Origin of the sequence: Bacillus sp. AFS098217, assembly GCF_002551815.1 — a bacterium.
In the GTDB taxonomy this organism is placed as follows: domain Bacteria; phylum Bacillota; class Bacilli; order Bacillales; family Bacillaceae_G; genus Bacillus_A.
Genome location: NZ_NVPR01000070.1, coordinates 1 through 16,301 on the forward strand (window position 1 = coordinate 1; position 16,301 = coordinate 16,301).

The window sequence follows — 16,301 nt, forward strand, 5'->3', positions numbered from 1 at the left end:
GTAATGAATAGAGGACTAGATAATCTTTGGGTGATCCCAATTAATGAAATAGTAGAAAAAGTGTATGAAAAGTATGGATTTGAAACAGTAGAAAAAATTAAAACGGGACATGCGTTTTTAGAAGGAAAAAGCATTAAAGAAATTCAAGAGGGATAGAAAAAACCAACTTATTTTCCACTTCTTTATCAGGCATTACAAAAAGACATTCAAGACCTATCAAAGATATTACTTCGTCTATTCAATCTTTTACAGAAGAACGGACGAAAATCCCAAAGGATAAATATGCTGAATTCAAAGTCAACAGGACCATTGATTTAGCTCAAAACATGAGAAGATACATCTATGGAACATGGTTACCGAATTCTAAATATGAGAGAAGAGAGGGACCAGATTTTGAAATTACTGATGTTTTAAATTCAACAATTCCAAATGAAATGAAAATGAAAATCTATATACCAATTAAGGAATAACCTAAGGAGAGAATCAAATGAATATTGAAATGGCTTTTGGGGATTTCCCAGTATTGGAATCCGTGAATCTAGTATTACGAAAAATCGAAGAGATACACTTACAGGAAGTATATTCGATCTACGACAATAATAAAGTATTTGAATATTGTGGAATCATTCCTAAACATAACTTACAAACGGTAAGAAAGATGATTGGTCATTTTGATAGGGACTATCATAAAAAAAGCAGAATTAAATGGGGTATCTTTCAGAAGAATCAAAGTGATAAATTAGTTGGAATTATTGAATCTATGGATTTTAACCAAAAAGTGAATATGGTATCCATTGGCTACTTTTTGGCAGAGGAGTATTGGGGGAAGGGAATTGCAACTGAATCCGTTCGTATGTTGGTAAAATTTTTATTTGAAGAAGTGAATGTAAACAGAATTCAAGCAGAGGTCATGCCTGTAAATGAGGTTTCAAAAAAAGTCCTCGTAAAAAACGGTTTTATGAAAGAAGGGTTGTTAAGACAAGCTTCTTTATGGTCTGGTAAAGGAGTAATTGATTTAGAAATATACGGCATCCTTAAAGAAGACTACATAAGGTAATGGAGTATTTTTCGATTGGTTAGCGATGGAGTGATTTATGTAATAGAAGGTTTTAGCATCCGTATATTTTTGCTGACTACATTCTGACACATATATATAGGAAAAAATAAAAGAGCGCCAATATTTAGCGCTCTATAGTATGGAAGCTATTATTCAATGTTAGAACCGTAAATGTTAGTGATTTATGATCACATCTGTGAACACAAGTTGATGATTTTAGATGTCACCTCTACACCAATAAACTTAATCCAGATACGGATTCGCCCCTTTTTTTATAACCCGATCGACTACTTCATGTAAATCGTCGGGTTTAAGGAATTCTATCGGTGAAAAACCTTGTTCGAAAGTTAACGTGTCAGCTTCTATCATTAATACATATCTGTCATTTACTTTCGCAATATGAATCTGGTCTCCAAAATCTGCAAGTAGTGCCTTCACAGAAATATGGTCAGCTTTTACTTTCAATTCAACTTCAGGAGCATGCTCGACGATTTGAGCGGTAGCTTCCATTACTTCTTCTGTTGAAAACTGTTCCATAATTTCACGCTTTGGACTTGCAGCCCATACTTCCATCGCTTGGTCAAATTGTTCTCGTTCTTCTGTTCCTTCTTCAAAGACGTCTTCAATTTGATCGTATACCATATCCATAACTTGTGTTTTCATAATTTCTGGCATGGAACGCTCGTATTCGACGAATTTTAAGAAGTCCTCAAAGTAACGAGCGTGTGATGCTTGATGGATCTTTAGTTCGCCTACTTCAACCATTCCTTCTTCTGGCATGTAGGGGTATTGAATTGACTTCATGTTTTTTGTTGTAATCGCCATTTCAACGTTGCGAATAAGTGTTGCTTCGTCAGAGATGGAAGCGACTTTTGGTTCGAAATCACATTTCATAACGAAGACGAATGGATCATCGAAGTATTTTCGTAGTTTTGCTTGAGCAACTAAAAATACACCGCCACGTACAGCGCTCGTATCGATATATGTATAAACAAGAGGTTCGCTCATATCTTTGAAATTCTCTTTCGTTTCCGCAAAGCGAATGCGGTTAAATAAATTATAATGAGGATTTGAATCTAATTCGTGTCCGGGTTCTACGATAAATCGGCCAATTTTTGTCGGCGCCTGTTCTGTTTTTGCATGGCGTTCTACTTTTCGTTTCGATATTTTTAATAATTCCCCATCTAAGAATTCTTTTAAGGAGCTATCTTCATACTCATCAGCATCTAATGTTTGGAAATGCTTATATCGTTTATCTGCTTGTTCACCTTTTCCTTCAACTTGTACAACATAGAAAGAAAGAAAATTTATTTCAAAATCCATATTTATCACCTTGTTTCATTTCATTGACTCTTACCAGTATAGAGATGGAGAAAACATTCGTCAATTTAATAAAGGAAGGGAGGTCCCTTCCTTATATCATTTTTTATTTTTACAAATTAAAAGCCATCCTCAAGTGCTGAAAATGGAATGTTCAGCCTGTTTTCTACAGTACGTAATCTTTGATTTAAGCGATTCAGCCTGCGTGTATGGCGTTCAACTGTTTGCTGAAGTTGATTGACTTGTCGCTCGAGCTCGGTTACTCGCTTCTCTAGCTGGCGACTACCGCCACCTGGGAATGAAATAGGGATTTGAAATTGTCTATTTGGATCATATGGATCGATTTGTTCTGTTTGTCCGATATATGGTTGGTATTGTGGTTGAAGATCATATTGCGCTTGATGTATATAAGGGTTATATGGATCGTATGGATTGTGGGTATACATAAACATCCTCCGTTCTTTAAAATTAGGTTAAATTCACCATAATGTATGTGCAAGAGCGGATGGGTGGCACGGCAAATACCCATAAAGTAGGTGCTTATAATTTGAAGGGAGCTTGTAAAGATCATTTCAAAAATGGTCTAACATACAAAAAATATAAAATATCAATGTATTACATTTGTTTTTCACTTGTTACATGGTATATACTGGTTAAAAAAGATAAAGATTACAATCTTAACAAAGTTAAGTGTTTTAAGCAAATATGTGTAGACATTTTACAGAGAAAAGAGTAATTTTAATAGAGTGGAAATCAGATTGTAATATTCTATAATCATATCGTAATGTTCTGTAACCATATATACATAAAATTAGAGAAATAAAGAATGAAAAGTTGTTAGGGAAAAGGAGAGAGTATATTGTTTCGTAAAGTAAAAAGTATAGTAATAGGGGCAATATGTATTGGTGTAGTGAGTGGATGTGGCACCAAAGTTAGCGATGTGGCTTTAGTAAGCGATATGGGTGACCATGCGGTAGAGGCTAAAACAGATGTCAATGATAGTATCAGTTTAGTAGATCCTAGAAGTGGAACTGAAGTGAAAAAGTTAAATTTAGCAGACTTAGGCTACTTTGAAGATGAAAATAAATTTAAAAAAGAAGTAACGAAGATTGCTGGTGAAGTTGGAAAAAGCGTTGATAAAAAGATGGTTCCTTCACGTATGGCAAGTGATGGAACGTGGCAAGAAGGTAAACCTTCTTATGAATTAATGGAAAAAGAGTTAATAGACAAATTAATGAATGTAGGTATGTGGGATTCTTCATATCAATTACCAATCGTTGAGAAAAAACCAGTAGCAACACCAAATGATGCTAGTGGAAGTGGTGCAGTAATCGGTAGATATGAAACGAATTTAGGTGGCTCTACTGGCGGTAGAATTGAAAATATTCGTCTATCTGCAAGTAACGTTAGCGGGGTTGTCTTAGGAAAAGGAGATCGCTTCTCTTTTAATTCATTAATTGGGGATACAACGCCAGACAAAGGATACCAGTTAGGTAAAGAAATTGTCGATGGCAAACTAGTAGATGGCTATGGAGGCGGTGTTTGTCAAACATCATCTACTCTATTCAATGCTGCAGATCAAGCTGGTTTAAAAATGGTAGAGAGAACAACGCATTCCAAAACAGTTGGATATGTTCCAAAAGGGCGAGATGCTACAATAGCATATCCATATTTAGATTTAGTGTTTGAAAATACAAAGGATGTACCTGTGAAGCTTTATATGAGTGTAGAGGGCGATAAACTTGTTGCTGAAGTACGTGCAATGAAATAAGAATAGTCCCTGTTTATTGATGAAGGTTGTCTATTAGTGAGGGATGAAGAAAAATTTCATTAATAGAAGATTGAACTGAGCCATTCTTTCTAGTGTTTTTTTAGAAAGGGTGGCTTTTTGTGTGCATGTAAAACCTTAAAAGGTGTAAATAGAAAGGAACAAAATAGAGAAGATAAATCAATCAATCAGGTTGTATAATGCTATATAAAAAAGGTGCTTCGTATAGAAAGCACCTTTTTCCATGAAGAACGATTTAAGCTTTTGTGTAATTTAAATCCCAAATAACACCAAAGCAATCTTTCACTTTGGCAAATTTTGCACCATCTAAATCCCTGCTATGCAGAATAAAAAGCAACCTACACTCGTTTGCCCTTTCTGTTTTTACTTCGCATGTGGCAGGAAAAGGCCCTGACCGCTTCTATGCATGGCCAGATGCTCTCTTCCACCTAAAAAAGGGGGATGTCGTTTTTTTTATTGATGTATATATAGTTTTAGGAACAAATCTTCACCAATTCATTTGATATGTAATCCAAGTCGGACAAGGTTCAAAAGGAAGACATTTTAAAATCTCCATCCCGTATACACATGTTGAATCAAACTCGCCTTGAATGAACTGATAACCATGCTTATTTGCGTACATCACTTGTTGTAAAGCTAACTGCGAAAGTAACTCTAATTGATGAATCGCATGAGTCCCGCGCCATCCGAGTTCTAAAGTATCGTTCTTTTCAGATGTGTGTAGGAAAGAATATGCAATAATTTCTTTCTCCGCGTTTAAATAAATAAAGCTTCCTTCCGTCAAGATGTCATCAGCTAATATCATTTTTTCCCATGTCTCCAATTCATGCTCTCCAACTGGATTGTCTAAATGAGTTTCTTCATAGTTTCGTTTGACGAGTCGAACAAGTTTTTTCATGAAATGATCGTTTGAAATTATGGTCGATAATGTTTGTAAATTGTATAATTCACTATTACATTCTTTTAAAGGTGAAATATTTTTAGCATTCTTTACTGTTAAAGAGGGCATATAAGTTCTTCGAATCTCTTTAAATTCATTTCGCTCATAAAATTCTTTTAAATGAACAGAAGTTTCCCAAGTAGATGTTTGCAGTGGAAGATCCATTTGTTCAAGTTTTGTTACTTTATGTAACAAGTGTTCTTCAATTTTCATGTGAGCGTAAGAAGGATTAGTTAAAATACGAAAGTAAGTACAATGCGGGTGAAAATCACATCTCCAAGCAATGAACATACCGACTAATTGTGTCTCATGATAAGCAGCGTATGTATAACGTAACTTTTTGCTTTCTAGTAAGTGTAGTAAATAAGATTCCTCATGGCATAAATCGATTAACTGTTTTACTTGTCCTTCATTGGTATTTTCGTATTCCTTTATAAAGAGTCGCATGTGATTTTCTCCTCCATATTATTCGTGGAATCTGAAGAATATAGAAAAGAAACTTAGTTTGTAAATATTTGATGAAGATGATGGTTCATATGATCAACATAATCTGTAACAAGCCATTCTAAAGTTACTTCCTGTTGATTCTGTAACTTACATGCAAGTTGCCATTGTTCATTTGTTACATTGTTTAGTAGTTTTATAATTTGCATATTCATTGTTTTCCATACTTTTAGAACTTCATTTGATGAAAAAGACTGCTGATAATGATGTGCTTGTACCCATAAATCTTGATCATAACCAGTGAGTGTAACCTTGTCTTTCGAAGTAAGGATATCAACAAAACGTTTATGGTTTACTGTAGCAGAATCGCAAAGGTGACCTAGTATTTCTTTTTTAGACCATTTTGTCGGGGTGCGTTTTATGTCCATATCAGAAAGAAGTATAATCTTTTGAGAAGCAGTATAAATGGTATTTTCTAATTGTGTTGCCAAGGTAGACATGAGAATCCCTCCATTTTTATTTACTACTGGATATTTATAACTCAATCCAATATCTTCTAACAACATTACCATCTTCTTCAATAAAATCACTGTCACGAAGGCCCCCGTTATGTAAAATCGTTTTTTCAGAAGCAACATTCCATTCGTCGCAAACGACAAGGGCTTTTGTAACACCTAATTCTTTTACTTTTTCTAATGATAAAGCTAATAATTTTGTAGCATATCCTTTTTGTCTTGCAGAAGGACGGATGCCATAGCCGATATGTCCACCAGCATTGAATAAATGTTCAGTTAAGTTGTGACGAATATTTACAGCTCCAACGATTTTCTTATCCTGTGTGACAAGCCAATAAGTTGAATCAGGTACCCAGCCTTTAGGGAGATTTTTTCCTTCAGCTGCATCGAGCAGTTCTTGAACCATTACTGGGAAATTAGAAGGATCTTTTTCAATAACCCACGGAATCATCGTTTCACCACTAGATTTCCATTCATGATAAAAATCTAAGTATTCTTTTTGTAAGTCAATTGTAGGAGTGATTAAATAAACATCCACTGTAAATATTCCCCTTTCAAATGCGATATTTATAATATTAACATAATTAAGAAAATAACGGTGCGATTTATAAAGTGAAATCGTAAAAGAACGTAGAAAGGGTGCTGATTGAGTCGCCTTACGTACAAATAATGGTTTTTATATACAAAAAAAGATAGAGGTATATTCTGCTGTCTCTATCTTTTTTGTATTGCGAATTATTCATTTCGGCTTATTGTGAAGATGAAGGTGCGTTATAACCAAATAATTTAACGTCTTCATCTTCGGAATATGGAAGTAATTTCTCAAACCTTAAACCGACTTTTTCTAAAAGTTTAGCTGAATTGTCGTTATCTATAGAAGTAATTGCCACAATCCGATTTAATCCTAATGTTTTTTCTCCATAATCCATCACGGCTGAAGCAGATTCATAGGCGTATCCTTTTGAGCGGAATTTCTCTAGAAAGGCAAAGCCAATATCTACATCTTCTAAGGAGTCTCTTTTTATAAGACCACACATTCCAAGGGGCATAAGGTCTTCTTTTCGTTCTACTAAGTAAAGGCCAAAGCCAAGGTTATGATACATGGCAACGGGACCGTTCAAAATATAATCTCGTGCGTCTTCTAGATTTCGAATTCCTTTATCACCAATGAATTGTATCCATGCAGGATCATTTAACAGCTTTAGTATAAATGGAGCATCTGTAACGTCGAACCAACGGAGAGTGAGTCGCTCTGTTTCAAGAACTATCAATCTATAACACCACCTTTATATGATATAAGATTTTGTATGTTATATCTAAGATAGTTGAAGGGTATTCGTTCTGTCAAACGGAAGGCTATATATCCATCAATTAAAAACCGACATATTTTTAGATGGGAGAGAGCATTTGGCTATGTATAGAAGCGGTCAGGGCCCTTTTCTGCCACATNNGAGCAAACGAGTGTAGGTTACTTTTTGTTCTGCATAGCAGGGATGTAGATGTCGAAAAATGAAAATGGATTTATATAGCCTCTATACATATATTTAAAACTTGAATTGTTTTATTTTTCGGATTATTATGTATAAAAATGGCAATCTGCTTTAAAATTGAGATTTTTAGAAAAGGAGAGAATGGGGATGGAAATAACAATTGAACGTTTAGTCAATGAGTTGAAAGATGTACTTCCTGAAGAACGAGTAGTAGTAAATATGACAGTAAGAGAATTACATAGTAAAGATGAGTCCTATCATGCTAGTAGTTTACCAGATGTGGTTGTATTTCCAAAGACGACAGAAGAAGTGAGTAAAATAATGAAACTAGCAAGCCAACATCAAAAGTCTGTTGTGCCGTTTGGGGTTGGTTCGAGTTTAGAAGGGCATGTAATTCCATATGAAAAGGGGATTACAATAGACTTCTCACTTATGAACAAAATACTTGAGGTAAGAGAAAAGGATTTTCTTGTTAAAGTGCAACCTGGAGTAACCCGTTCACAGCTTAATAAAGAATTAAAAAAATATGGTTTGTTTTTTAGTGTAGATCCAGGTGCAGATGCGACATTAGGAGGAATGGCTGCTACAAACGCAAGTGGAACAACATCTGTAAAGTATGGCGTGATGCGAGATCAAGTTCGTGATTTAGAGGTAGTTCTTGCTGACGGAACGATTATACATACAGGTAATTTAGCTGCGAAATCATCATCAGGTTATCATTTAAATGGTATTTTTGTTGGATCAGAAGGAACCCTTGGTTGCTTTACGGAATTAACGCTGAAAGCATATGGTATACCGGAGCATACTATGGCAGCAAGAGCATCATTTCCATCAGTAAATGATGCAGTGGAGGCTGTGATTCATATTTTACAAGCTGGTATTCCAATTGCGAGAATTGAACTTGTTGATGAACTGTCTATGAAGCAAGTTAATCGTTATAGTGAAACAGACTATAGGGAAGAACCAACATTATTTTTAGAGTTTCATGGAAATAAAGCAGGGTTAAAACAAGACATTGACTTTACTACAGAAATTGTTCAGGATCATAAATGTAAGGAAATTGCATTTGAAACAGAAACAGCAGCTAGAAATAAATTATGGGAGGCAAGACACAATTTAGCCTATGCGTATGTCCATAGTTGTCCTGGTAAAAAGCTTATGAGTATGGATGTGTGTCTCCCAATTTCAGAGTTAGCAAATGCGATACAGTATGCAAGAGAAACAGTAGATTCTACCGGGGCAATTGGCGGTATTCTTGGACATGTAGGTGATGGGAATTTTCATGTTCTTTTAATGGTTAATCCAAATGATAAAGAAGAAATAAAGAATGCGGAAGAAATAAATGAAAAGATTGTTATGTATGCCCTTGAGCGTGATGGAACATGTACAGGTGAACATGGGGTAGGGATTGGTAAACAAAAATATCAAGAAAAAGAGCATGGAGCGGCACTGCTTGTAATGGAAAAAATAAAACAAGCTCTTGATCCGCAGAATATCCTTAATCCAAATAAAATTTTAAAAATCAAAAATAAGAAATGATGCTATTTAAATTAGCTATTGCGACTATAATTAGTTTGATCTCTGGTATGTTTATGTAAATAAAAAAAGGTTATGCTACATATCGGCATAACCTTTTTTTGTTGTTAATTTATTTCTCCATTGCATGGCCATCAAGTTAAGAAATTAGTGTTCCCAAAACAAAAAAATGAATTAAATTCTCATAAATAACTGTAGAGATATAAAATTTTCGTTTTGGGGGCACTTCACATCACCATCAAGCTAAGGGTACCAAGAGGGTATATGTGAGTGCATTTTTTGAAATTTCTACGACTACACTAAAAATGTGTATAACAAATAAACCTATCAAATAGGTGTTTTGAAAAATATTATGCAACTTTGAAACTCTGTGACAACGTACAATCATACATAATGTCTAGGATATCAACCTAACTTTGCATGTATGATTACGGGAAAAATTTCAGAGCATAATTTTTCGCCAGCCAATGGGAATATCACATTAAGTTCTGAAGGTGCAAAGACTCTCCTTAAAGCTTTGCAACAATATTTAACAAGATAATAAATCAATAGCAAAAGGCACTCTTATATGATGTATGACATGAGAGTGCCTTTTGCTTGTTTGTTGTGGATTCTATTCAATTCTGCCTCATAGATTCATATTTTTATAAATCTGCTTGATAAATAATAAATCTACCGGAGGAAAGCGTAACAAATACTTGATTGTTTGCAACTTTAAATACAGATCCGTTAGAAGAGTAGTTGCTTATTTTTGTTTTTGCTTTAATTGAAATATGATTCTTGTCATCAACGTGAACCAAAAGAATTAAACCAGTTGAACTAATCACTAACGCATGCTGATTATCAAGACCCACTACTTTGTCCCACTTATAATTCTTACTTTCTTGGTCAGACAGTTCCGCGCTATCAATCTTTTTTCCTGTTTTATCAAAGAGAATGAATTTTGAACCCGCCCCTACAGCTAACATTCTATTATCAGAAAGTTTGTCAATAGAAACGATATGATGCTTCGTAGCGCCCCAATCTCCTGAGTCAACAATTTTCCCATCTTTTTGTGACATAACTTGATATTTCCCTTGGTCCCCTACCATTAAAAGGTTTCCATTAGGTAACTCAACTGAATCGTTAATATGCCAAGTATTCTGCCACTTTCCTGTTCTCAACAATTCTTGAGATGAATTAAGAATAGTATAATATCCGCTATCCTGTACTAACAAAATATTTTCATTCGATAGTTGCTTAACAAATCTCGTATTACGTGAATCTGATAGCTTTCCTTGTGAAATTTCATCTCCATATGAGTCTACAACTTTCCATTTTCCTTGTGATCCCGCAATAAAAATGTTACCATCAGCCATTTTTACCATTCCTTTTGTAGGAAAACTAGGCCTATTTCTTCCTTTTGACAATGTTTCACCATTATCAGTGCTAAGAAGAGCAAAATCATAGGAGTTTTCAGCTAAAATATGCCCTTCATCCGTCAATACTGCGTTCTGAATTGTACCGTTAGCCTCCCATTTATTGGCCACTACACCGTTCAGGTTCGCTGCACTTGCACATGTAGGAAGTATGAGTAAAGCGCTTGCAAGTAATGATGCGGTTATTTTTTTCATTTTAATCATTTTTCCACCCCTATAAGATATGTATTTGTCATGATTCACTAGATATACTACCATACCAAAAACTGTAAAATATATGCAAATATGCATATATTAAGTAAACAATTGGGATATGTTGTAAGGTAAGAGGGGGTCAAAAACTATTAAGGGGGATATTTATTATGAAAAAATTGTTAGTTATTCCGGTGATTGCTGTAGCTTTAACAGGTATTGGAGCAAGTACATCATTTGCAAGTAGTGAAAATTCAAACCTTATATCACAAGATTCCCTACAAAGTAAAGAAACACGAGTAATTAAAAGCGCTGTAATATCTAATAAGACTTATACTCTGGTTAACGGAGAAAGGAAAGTGACTTTCAAACATGCTAAAACAGCAGATATGAGAGTTCACGTCACAAACAAAACTACAGGTACGCTTGACTGGTATTTAAAAGACTCAAAAGGAGATCTTGTTGACAAGGGATCACTAGCGGCAGGTAAAGGTTTTACAAATACGTATTATACTCTTTCGAAAGGTACTTATAAGCTCACTGTTATTCACAGAAATGGTGGAAAAGGATCATTCGATGCAGCTGCTCGGACTATGGAATAATATGAAAAATAAGATGATTTAATTTAACTTCCTTTTACTTGAATGATAGTTTAATAAAAAGGATCTGCCTAAAAGCAGATCCTTTTTGTTATGTATTTATTATTTTACTGCTTCTTTTAACTCTTTTCCGGCTTTGAAAGCAGGTACCTTTGAAGCAGCGATTTGCATTTCTTCACCAGTTTGTGGATTACGTCCCATACGTGCAGATCTTTCACGGACTTCAAATGTACTAAATCCAATGATTTGTACTTTCTCTTCGTTTACAAGTGCATTTGTAATGGAATCTAATACAGCTTGTGTTGTTGCAGCTGCATCTTTTTGTGATAGTTCTGCTTTTTCTGCCACGATTTTTGTTAGCTCTGTTTTACTCATTATATCCATCTCTTAATTTACTCTATGAAATCGCAATTATAATGTATCTGATAAATATTTGCAATTATCTCAATTCACCCTATTTAATTCTATATAGGTGCCCGTCCCATTGCTATCAAGCTAAGAAATACAGTCTTCCCCAAAACGAAAAAAATGAACTAAATTTCTATGGTCAACTATGAAAAGATGAAATTTTCGTTTTGGGGATACTTCAAAATCTTAGGTTGATGGGTATGGGAGCACTTCAACATATTAGCTTGATGGGTATGTGTTAATTTGAAATAAAGTTACGATGCTTATAAAAAAGATGCGACGTTTAAAATAAAGTCGCGATATTTGTAAAAAAGTCACGATGTTATCCCTTTAGATTTGATCATCCAAAGGGATATTTTTTATGTTTAAATTTGCAACTGATTGGTTTGAATGTAAGCGCTAGAATGTTTATAAAATTTTTCACGGTTTGAAACTATTCAAAGCGTACATTTTCTGAGATTTCTTTAATCTTGTCCCAATTTAAAATTTGAATTTCATTCTCTTCTCGTTTGATAATCCCTTTCTCTGTCCAGTCCTTTAGTATTCGATTTAGATGTCTTTTTGTAGTACCAATCAATGAGGCAACATCATCTAAAGAATTTGTTTTTATATATTGATTGAAATGTGATGGAGATTCAACCGTGCATATATAAGCAGCTAAACGTACACTGACTGGTGAGAGTGCATTTACTCTTGATGAAATGGTGCAAGTTCGTAGCTTATAGGCTAGCTCTTTCAATAATAGTTGATTAAATTTACTATCAAATTTTAAATGTGCTTCGTACACTTCTAAAGGGACAAATAATACTTCGCATGTCTCTACTGCAATACAGTTTGATTCAACTAAGCAATCTGCAAAGGTTTCGATATCGCCCATAATCGCTGGTGGTTGACAATAGCGTAATAGTAACTCTTTTCCAGTCACTTCTAAGTTAGAAACCATATACCTTCCTGAAAGTAAAAAATAGATGCTATCTATCTTGTCCCCTGCTTTTAAAATAAATTCATTAGGTTGAAAAGTGCTTACAGAAAGGAGCGATATTAGATCTTTTGTAAAAGTATAGTGATAAATAGATTGAAATAGATTTTGACTCATTTTTTCCTCCGAGACATCTGTCCTTTATTGGTCTCATTTATTTTAATATAGTTATAGTTAATTAATAAAGGGGTAGGGATTCAAATGAACTTTGTATTCGATTTAGATGGGACACTTTGTTTTGATGGCAAGAGTATTGATACAGAAATTATTGAGGCACTTCAAGAATTAAAGTTAGAAGGGCATCAAGTGATTTTTGCCTCAGCTAGGCCGATTCGTGATTTAGTACCTGTCATACCAAAAAGCTTTCATGAAGGTCTATTGGTTGGAGGAAACGGTACATTTACTTATGACCATGGGCAAATTCAAGTGACACATTTTGAACAACAACTTTTAGACAAACTCATTGCAGTTATTCATCAACATCAATTAAAATATTTAGCAGATGGTCAGTGGGATTACGCCTTTACAGGTGATATTGCACATCCTATTTATCGAAATATTGATAAAACCAATTCAACGAACAGACCGTTGGAACAATTACTGCCAGTCTGCAAATTAGTTTTATTCGAACCAAATGAGGAAGTGTTAGAAGTGCTTGAAGCATTTCCAGTTACAGTTACACACTATAAAACTGAGCATGCCATCGACATTAGCCCTCTAGGTATTAATAAAGTCAGAGGACTACATATGTTGAACATTCAACAGTTTATTGCTTTTGGGAACGATAGTAACGACAAATGCTTGTTTGAACATGCGGTACATAGCGTATGTGTCGGGAATAATAACGTGAAACGTTATGCGAAAGAAAACATTGAACGAGCAGATGTAGCAGGAAAAATTCGAGCATTAATGGGAAAGTATCGTGTGGGTGAAGGAGATACATCTAAGCTTGTTAAATATTAATAAGGCTTTCAATAAGGTTTAAACTCTTGTAGATACAGTTAGATAAACTTAATTGACTATCGAAAAATTCATTATTTTAATCAATCTTATTTATAAAAACTAAATCCAACTCAAAACCAAACCCACCCCACCCATTTTGATCAATCTTTTTTCAAAGTGAGTGGGTTTCTTCTATTACAAAATCAACGTTTGCAGCATACTTTTAATCAAACTTTATTCAAAAGCTATAGTATGTGGCGAGACATATATACTGAATATGCAATTTTACATATTTGAGTATTAGGTAATGCTATGTAGAATACTATGTTATTATTTTACAAACATTTTCAAGTTAATCATTTGAAGTGTTTAATTTATATAAATCCATTTTAACTTTTCAACATATAAGTTGCTGCTATGCAGAACAAAACATGACATGCACTTGCTTTCTCCTTTTGTTTTAAACCATTCCTGTAGCAGGGAAAGGCACTTACCACTTCTATGTATGGCCAGCTGCTCTCGCCCCCTAAAAGAAAGGGGTTTTTAGATCATTTTTTTCAATTTGTATTTATATAAAAACAGTTTATTTTCAGTGAGCTTATCAGATTATAATGAGTTTATTTAATGGAATAAAATTATATTACAATATTTTTCGATGTAATTTTTAAGATTTAATAATATATGCACAGTGTTTAATTTAGAATTACTATATACTAAATTAAAGGTTTACACTCAGAATCTATAATGTTTTAATGGAAGTAACAGCCATATATATCCATTTTGATTCTTCGACATACCTACTATGCAGAATGCAACATGATCTGCACTTGCTTTCTCCTTTTGATGTGGTGGGAAAAGCCATGACCGTTTCTATACGCGGTCAGATACTCCCCTTCAAAATTATATATAGGTATAATTTTTACGTGTATGAAATAAGAGAGGAGGATAAGTAAATTTAAGAAGTAGTCATAGTAAGAGGAATCATTATCGTATTAACGTAATAAAGGAATATAAGGAGGCTGGTGAGAAAATCGGCGTTTGGTATGACCGTTAGAATGGATTTGAATGAAAGGAATGATTTATATGAACAGAGGAAAGAATGATAGATTACAAAAGCCAATGAAAGTATTTATGGCATCTGCTGTTATGACAACGACATTATTTACATCTATGACTGTAAATAGTTTGAACATTCATGCTGAAACTAAGCAAACCCAGGCGCAATATGAAGTGAGGACGTTTGAACTTCCAAGTACAGGACATTATATAGGGGAAGCAGCAAGAGAAAGAAGAAGTGGGCAACGAAACTATGTGCCAACAGGAATCTATGTAAAACCGAATGAACAAGTCACAATTGAAGTATCGGGACTATCAGGATTAGAAATGCTTGGAGCAACTATTGGGACAAATGAATATGATAAAGAAGGGGGAAAAGCATTTCGTCTTTCTCCGGGTTCTAACACCATCTCCTCTCCAAACGGTGGTTTATTGGGGTTTGATAACTGTGAAGGGAAAGGAACTGTTAGGGTGAAAGTAACACAAGGCGGGGGCCCTGTTCCATTTTTTGAATTAGGGAAGCATACGAAAGCAGACTGGATTGCCATGATGGACAAGTATCCAGATGCGCATGCCGTTCAATTAAAGTCAAAAAAAGCAGTACTTACTGTTACTCGTGATAGTGCCAAGAAATATATTGTGGATCAAGATCCTGTTCCTTTATTAAAAAAATATGATGAAATGATTCTAGCGCAAGATAAAATATCGGGACTATCTGAAACAAGTTCTAATCCGTTACATCGTCCAACTCGCCGCCTTTGGGCTTTTGTGGAAAATCCTAACAATCCACCGGGCATGTACATGTATGCAGGTCAGGATGGAGTCGTATTTACTACTGATAATGGCGCAATTGTAAGTGCTTTAAATGTAAATGAATTTGGATGGGGACAAATGCATGAAGCAGGGCATACAAGGCAACAATCCCCTTGGACATGGGCTTCGAATGGAATGACTGAAGTTACTGTTAATATATATTCCTTAGCTGCACAAAAACAATTATTCCCAGGTCAACCAACACGTTTAGAAAAAGAGGGAGACTACGATAGAGCCTTTAAATACTTAAAACAAACAGATAAAGAGTATAAAAATATTGATGACTTGTTTGTGAAACTTGTTATGTTTTGGCAACTTCATTTAGCATATGGTGAAGATTTCTATCCGAATCTTCACAAACTATATCGAGAGTTGCCAAAGGATAAACTTCCAGAAACTGATGAAGATGAAATACAAGCATTTATTTACAATACATCGAAAGTAGCGAAACAAAATGTACTTCCATTTTTTGATCAATGGGGACTAAAAGCATCACAAGAAACAAGAAAAAAAGTAGAAGCTTTGAACTATCCAACATTAACTGCCCCTATATGGGAAGCAACGGATGCGAAGCCTGTTAAACCAACTGCCGCATATGGTCCAAGAAAATAATGAAAGCAAGTGTGTGATCTAGCTAGTAATGCAATCGATGACAATCCAAATACAATTTGGCATAGCTAATAGAGCACATCATATAATCCCTTATAAACAAGGGAGATTACGTAAGTACATAGGGAAATAGGGTATAGATGGGAATTTAGCCAGGATTTTTCTAAATCATTGACAGTTATATATGATACGCG

Annotated in this window: 16 protein-coding genes and 2 pseudogenes; 9 read left to right on the forward strand and 9 right to left on the reverse strand. The window is 34.6% G+C overall.

Features of this window, described 5'->3' with window-relative positions; genetic code table 11:
* The 3 genes and pseudogenes from COO03_RS27765 to COO03_RS18500 all read left to right on the forward strand — a co-directional run.
* Positions 1-156 (forward strand): annotated as a pseudogene (locus tag COO03_RS27765) (GNAT family N-acetyltransferase); the annotation flags it as partial.
* Between the two features lie 107 nt (positions 157-263).
* Positions 264-470 (forward strand): annotated as a pseudogene (locus COO03_RS18495) (GyrI-like domain-containing protein); the annotation flags it as partial.
* A gap of 17 nt (positions 471-487) precedes the next feature.
* Positions 488-1,057, forward strand: coding sequence for a GNAT family N-acetyltransferase (locus COO03_RS18500; RefSeq protein WP_097898561.1), 570 nt, complete (start codon positions 488-490; stop codon positions 1,055-1,057).
* 243 nt (positions 1,058-1,300) lie between these two features.
* On the opposite strand, the gene COO03_RS18505 is transcribed toward COO03_RS18500, so the two are convergent.
* Together COO03_RS18505 and COO03_RS18510 are read right to left on the reverse strand one after the other, a co-directional pair.
* Positions 1,301-2,380, reverse strand: coding sequence for a DUF3900 domain-containing protein (locus tag COO03_RS18505; RefSeq protein WP_097898562.1), 1,080 nt, complete (start codon positions 2,378-2,380; stop codon positions 1,301-1,303).
* 116 nt (positions 2,381-2,496) lie between these two features.
* Entirely contained in the window at positions 2,497-2,823 is a 327-nt protein-coding gene (locus COO03_RS18510) for a hypothetical protein (protein ID WP_097898563.1), read from the reverse strand.
* Between the two features lie 413 nt (positions 2,824-3,236).
* Between COO03_RS18510 and COO03_RS18520 the strand changes: the two genes are divergently transcribed.
* Positions 3,237-4,148, forward strand: coding sequence for a VanW family protein (locus COO03_RS18520; RefSeq protein WP_097898565.1), 912 nt, complete (start codon positions 3,237-3,239; stop codon positions 4,146-4,148).
* Positions 4,149-4,653: 505 nt separating this feature from the next.
* On the opposite strand, the gene COO03_RS18530 is transcribed toward COO03_RS18520, so the two are convergent.
* The 4 genes from COO03_RS18530 to COO03_RS18545 all read right to left on the reverse strand — a co-directional run bounded on the left by COO03_RS18530 (position 4,654) and on the right by COO03_RS18545 (position 7,336).
* A complete protein-coding gene (locus tag COO03_RS18530) occupies positions 4,654-5,553 on the reverse strand; it encodes a GNAT family N-acetyltransferase (protein WP_097898567.1) in 900 nt (299 codons plus the stop codon).
* A gap of 53 nt (positions 5,554-5,606) precedes the next feature.
* Positions 5,607-6,146, reverse strand: a complete 540-nt coding sequence (locus tag COO03_RS18535; RefSeq protein WP_230322518.1) for a DinB family protein — start codon at positions 6,144-6,146, stop codon at positions 5,607-5,609.
* A complete protein-coding gene (locus COO03_RS18540; protein ID WP_097898568.1) occupies positions 6,085-6,603 on the reverse strand; it encodes a GNAT family N-acetyltransferase in 519 nt (172 codons plus the stop codon). The genes COO03_RS18535 and COO03_RS18540 overlap by 62 nt, the downstream gene beginning before the upstream one ends.
* Positions 6,604-6,814: 211 nt before the next feature.
* Positions 6,815-7,336: a GNAT family N-acetyltransferase gene (locus tag COO03_RS18545; RefSeq protein ID WP_097898569.1), complete on the reverse strand. Its 522-nt coding sequence runs from the start codon at positions 7,334-7,336 to the stop codon at positions 6,815-6,817.
* A gap of 366 nt (positions 7,337-7,702) precedes the next feature.
* On the opposite strand from COO03_RS18545, the gene COO03_RS18550 reads away from it, so the two are divergent.
* Both COO03_RS18550 and COO03_RS27150 read left to right on the forward strand, forming a co-directional pair.
* Complete coding sequence (locus COO03_RS18550; protein WP_097898570.1) at positions 7,703-9,094, forward strand: FAD-binding oxidoreductase; 1,392 nt, start codon at positions 7,703-7,705, stop codon at positions 9,092-9,094.
* Between the two features lie 421 nt (positions 9,095-9,515).
* On the forward strand, positions 9,516-9,632 hold the full coding sequence (locus COO03_RS27150) for a hypothetical protein (RefSeq protein ID WP_170958128.1): 117 nt from the start codon (positions 9,516-9,518) through the stop codon (positions 9,630-9,632).
* A gap of 103 nt (positions 9,633-9,735) precedes the next feature.
* Here the strand turns inward: COO03_RS27150 and COO03_RS18555 are convergent, their stop codons facing one another.
* Positions 9,736-10,713, reverse strand: a complete 978-nt coding sequence (locus COO03_RS18555; protein ID WP_097898571.1) for a hypothetical protein — start codon at positions 10,711-10,713, stop codon at positions 9,736-9,738.
* Positions 10,714-10,871: 158 nt separating this feature from the next.
* Here COO03_RS18555 and COO03_RS18560 point away from each other — a divergent pair, with 158 nt between their 5' ends.
* Positions 10,872-11,303, forward strand: a complete 432-nt coding sequence (locus tag COO03_RS18560) for a hypothetical protein (RefSeq protein ID WP_097898572.1) — start codon at positions 10,872-10,874, stop codon at positions 11,301-11,303.
* A gap of 99 nt (positions 11,304-11,402) precedes the next feature.
* On the opposite strand, the gene COO03_RS18565 is transcribed toward COO03_RS18560, so the two are convergent.
* Together COO03_RS18565 and COO03_RS18570 are read right to left on the reverse strand one after the other, a co-directional pair.
* Positions 11,403-11,675, reverse strand: a complete 273-nt coding sequence (locus COO03_RS18565) for an HU family DNA-binding protein (protein WP_097898573.1) — start codon at positions 11,673-11,675, stop codon at positions 11,403-11,405.
* A gap of 466 nt (positions 11,676-12,141) precedes the next feature.
* Positions 12,142-12,804 carry a Crp/Fnr family transcriptional regulator gene (locus tag COO03_RS18570; RefSeq protein WP_097898574.1) on the reverse strand — a complete coding sequence of 221 codons (663 nt, stop codon included), beginning with the start codon at positions 12,802-12,804 and terminating at the stop codon, positions 12,142-12,144.
* Between the two features lie 84 nt (positions 12,805-12,888).
* On the opposite strand from COO03_RS18570, the gene COO03_RS18575 reads away from it, so the two are divergent.
* Positions 12,889-13,650: an HAD-IIB family hydrolase gene (locus tag COO03_RS18575; RefSeq protein ID WP_097898575.1), complete on the forward strand. Its 762-nt coding sequence runs from the start codon at positions 12,889-12,891 to the stop codon at positions 13,648-13,650.
* 1,062 nt (positions 13,651-14,712) lie between these two features.
* Complete coding sequence (locus COO03_RS18580; protein WP_097898582.1) at positions 14,713-16,110, forward strand: M60 family metallopeptidase; 1,398 nt, start codon at positions 14,713-14,715, stop codon at positions 16,108-16,110.
* The last annotated feature ends 191 nt before the right edge of the window (positions 16,111-16,301 follow it).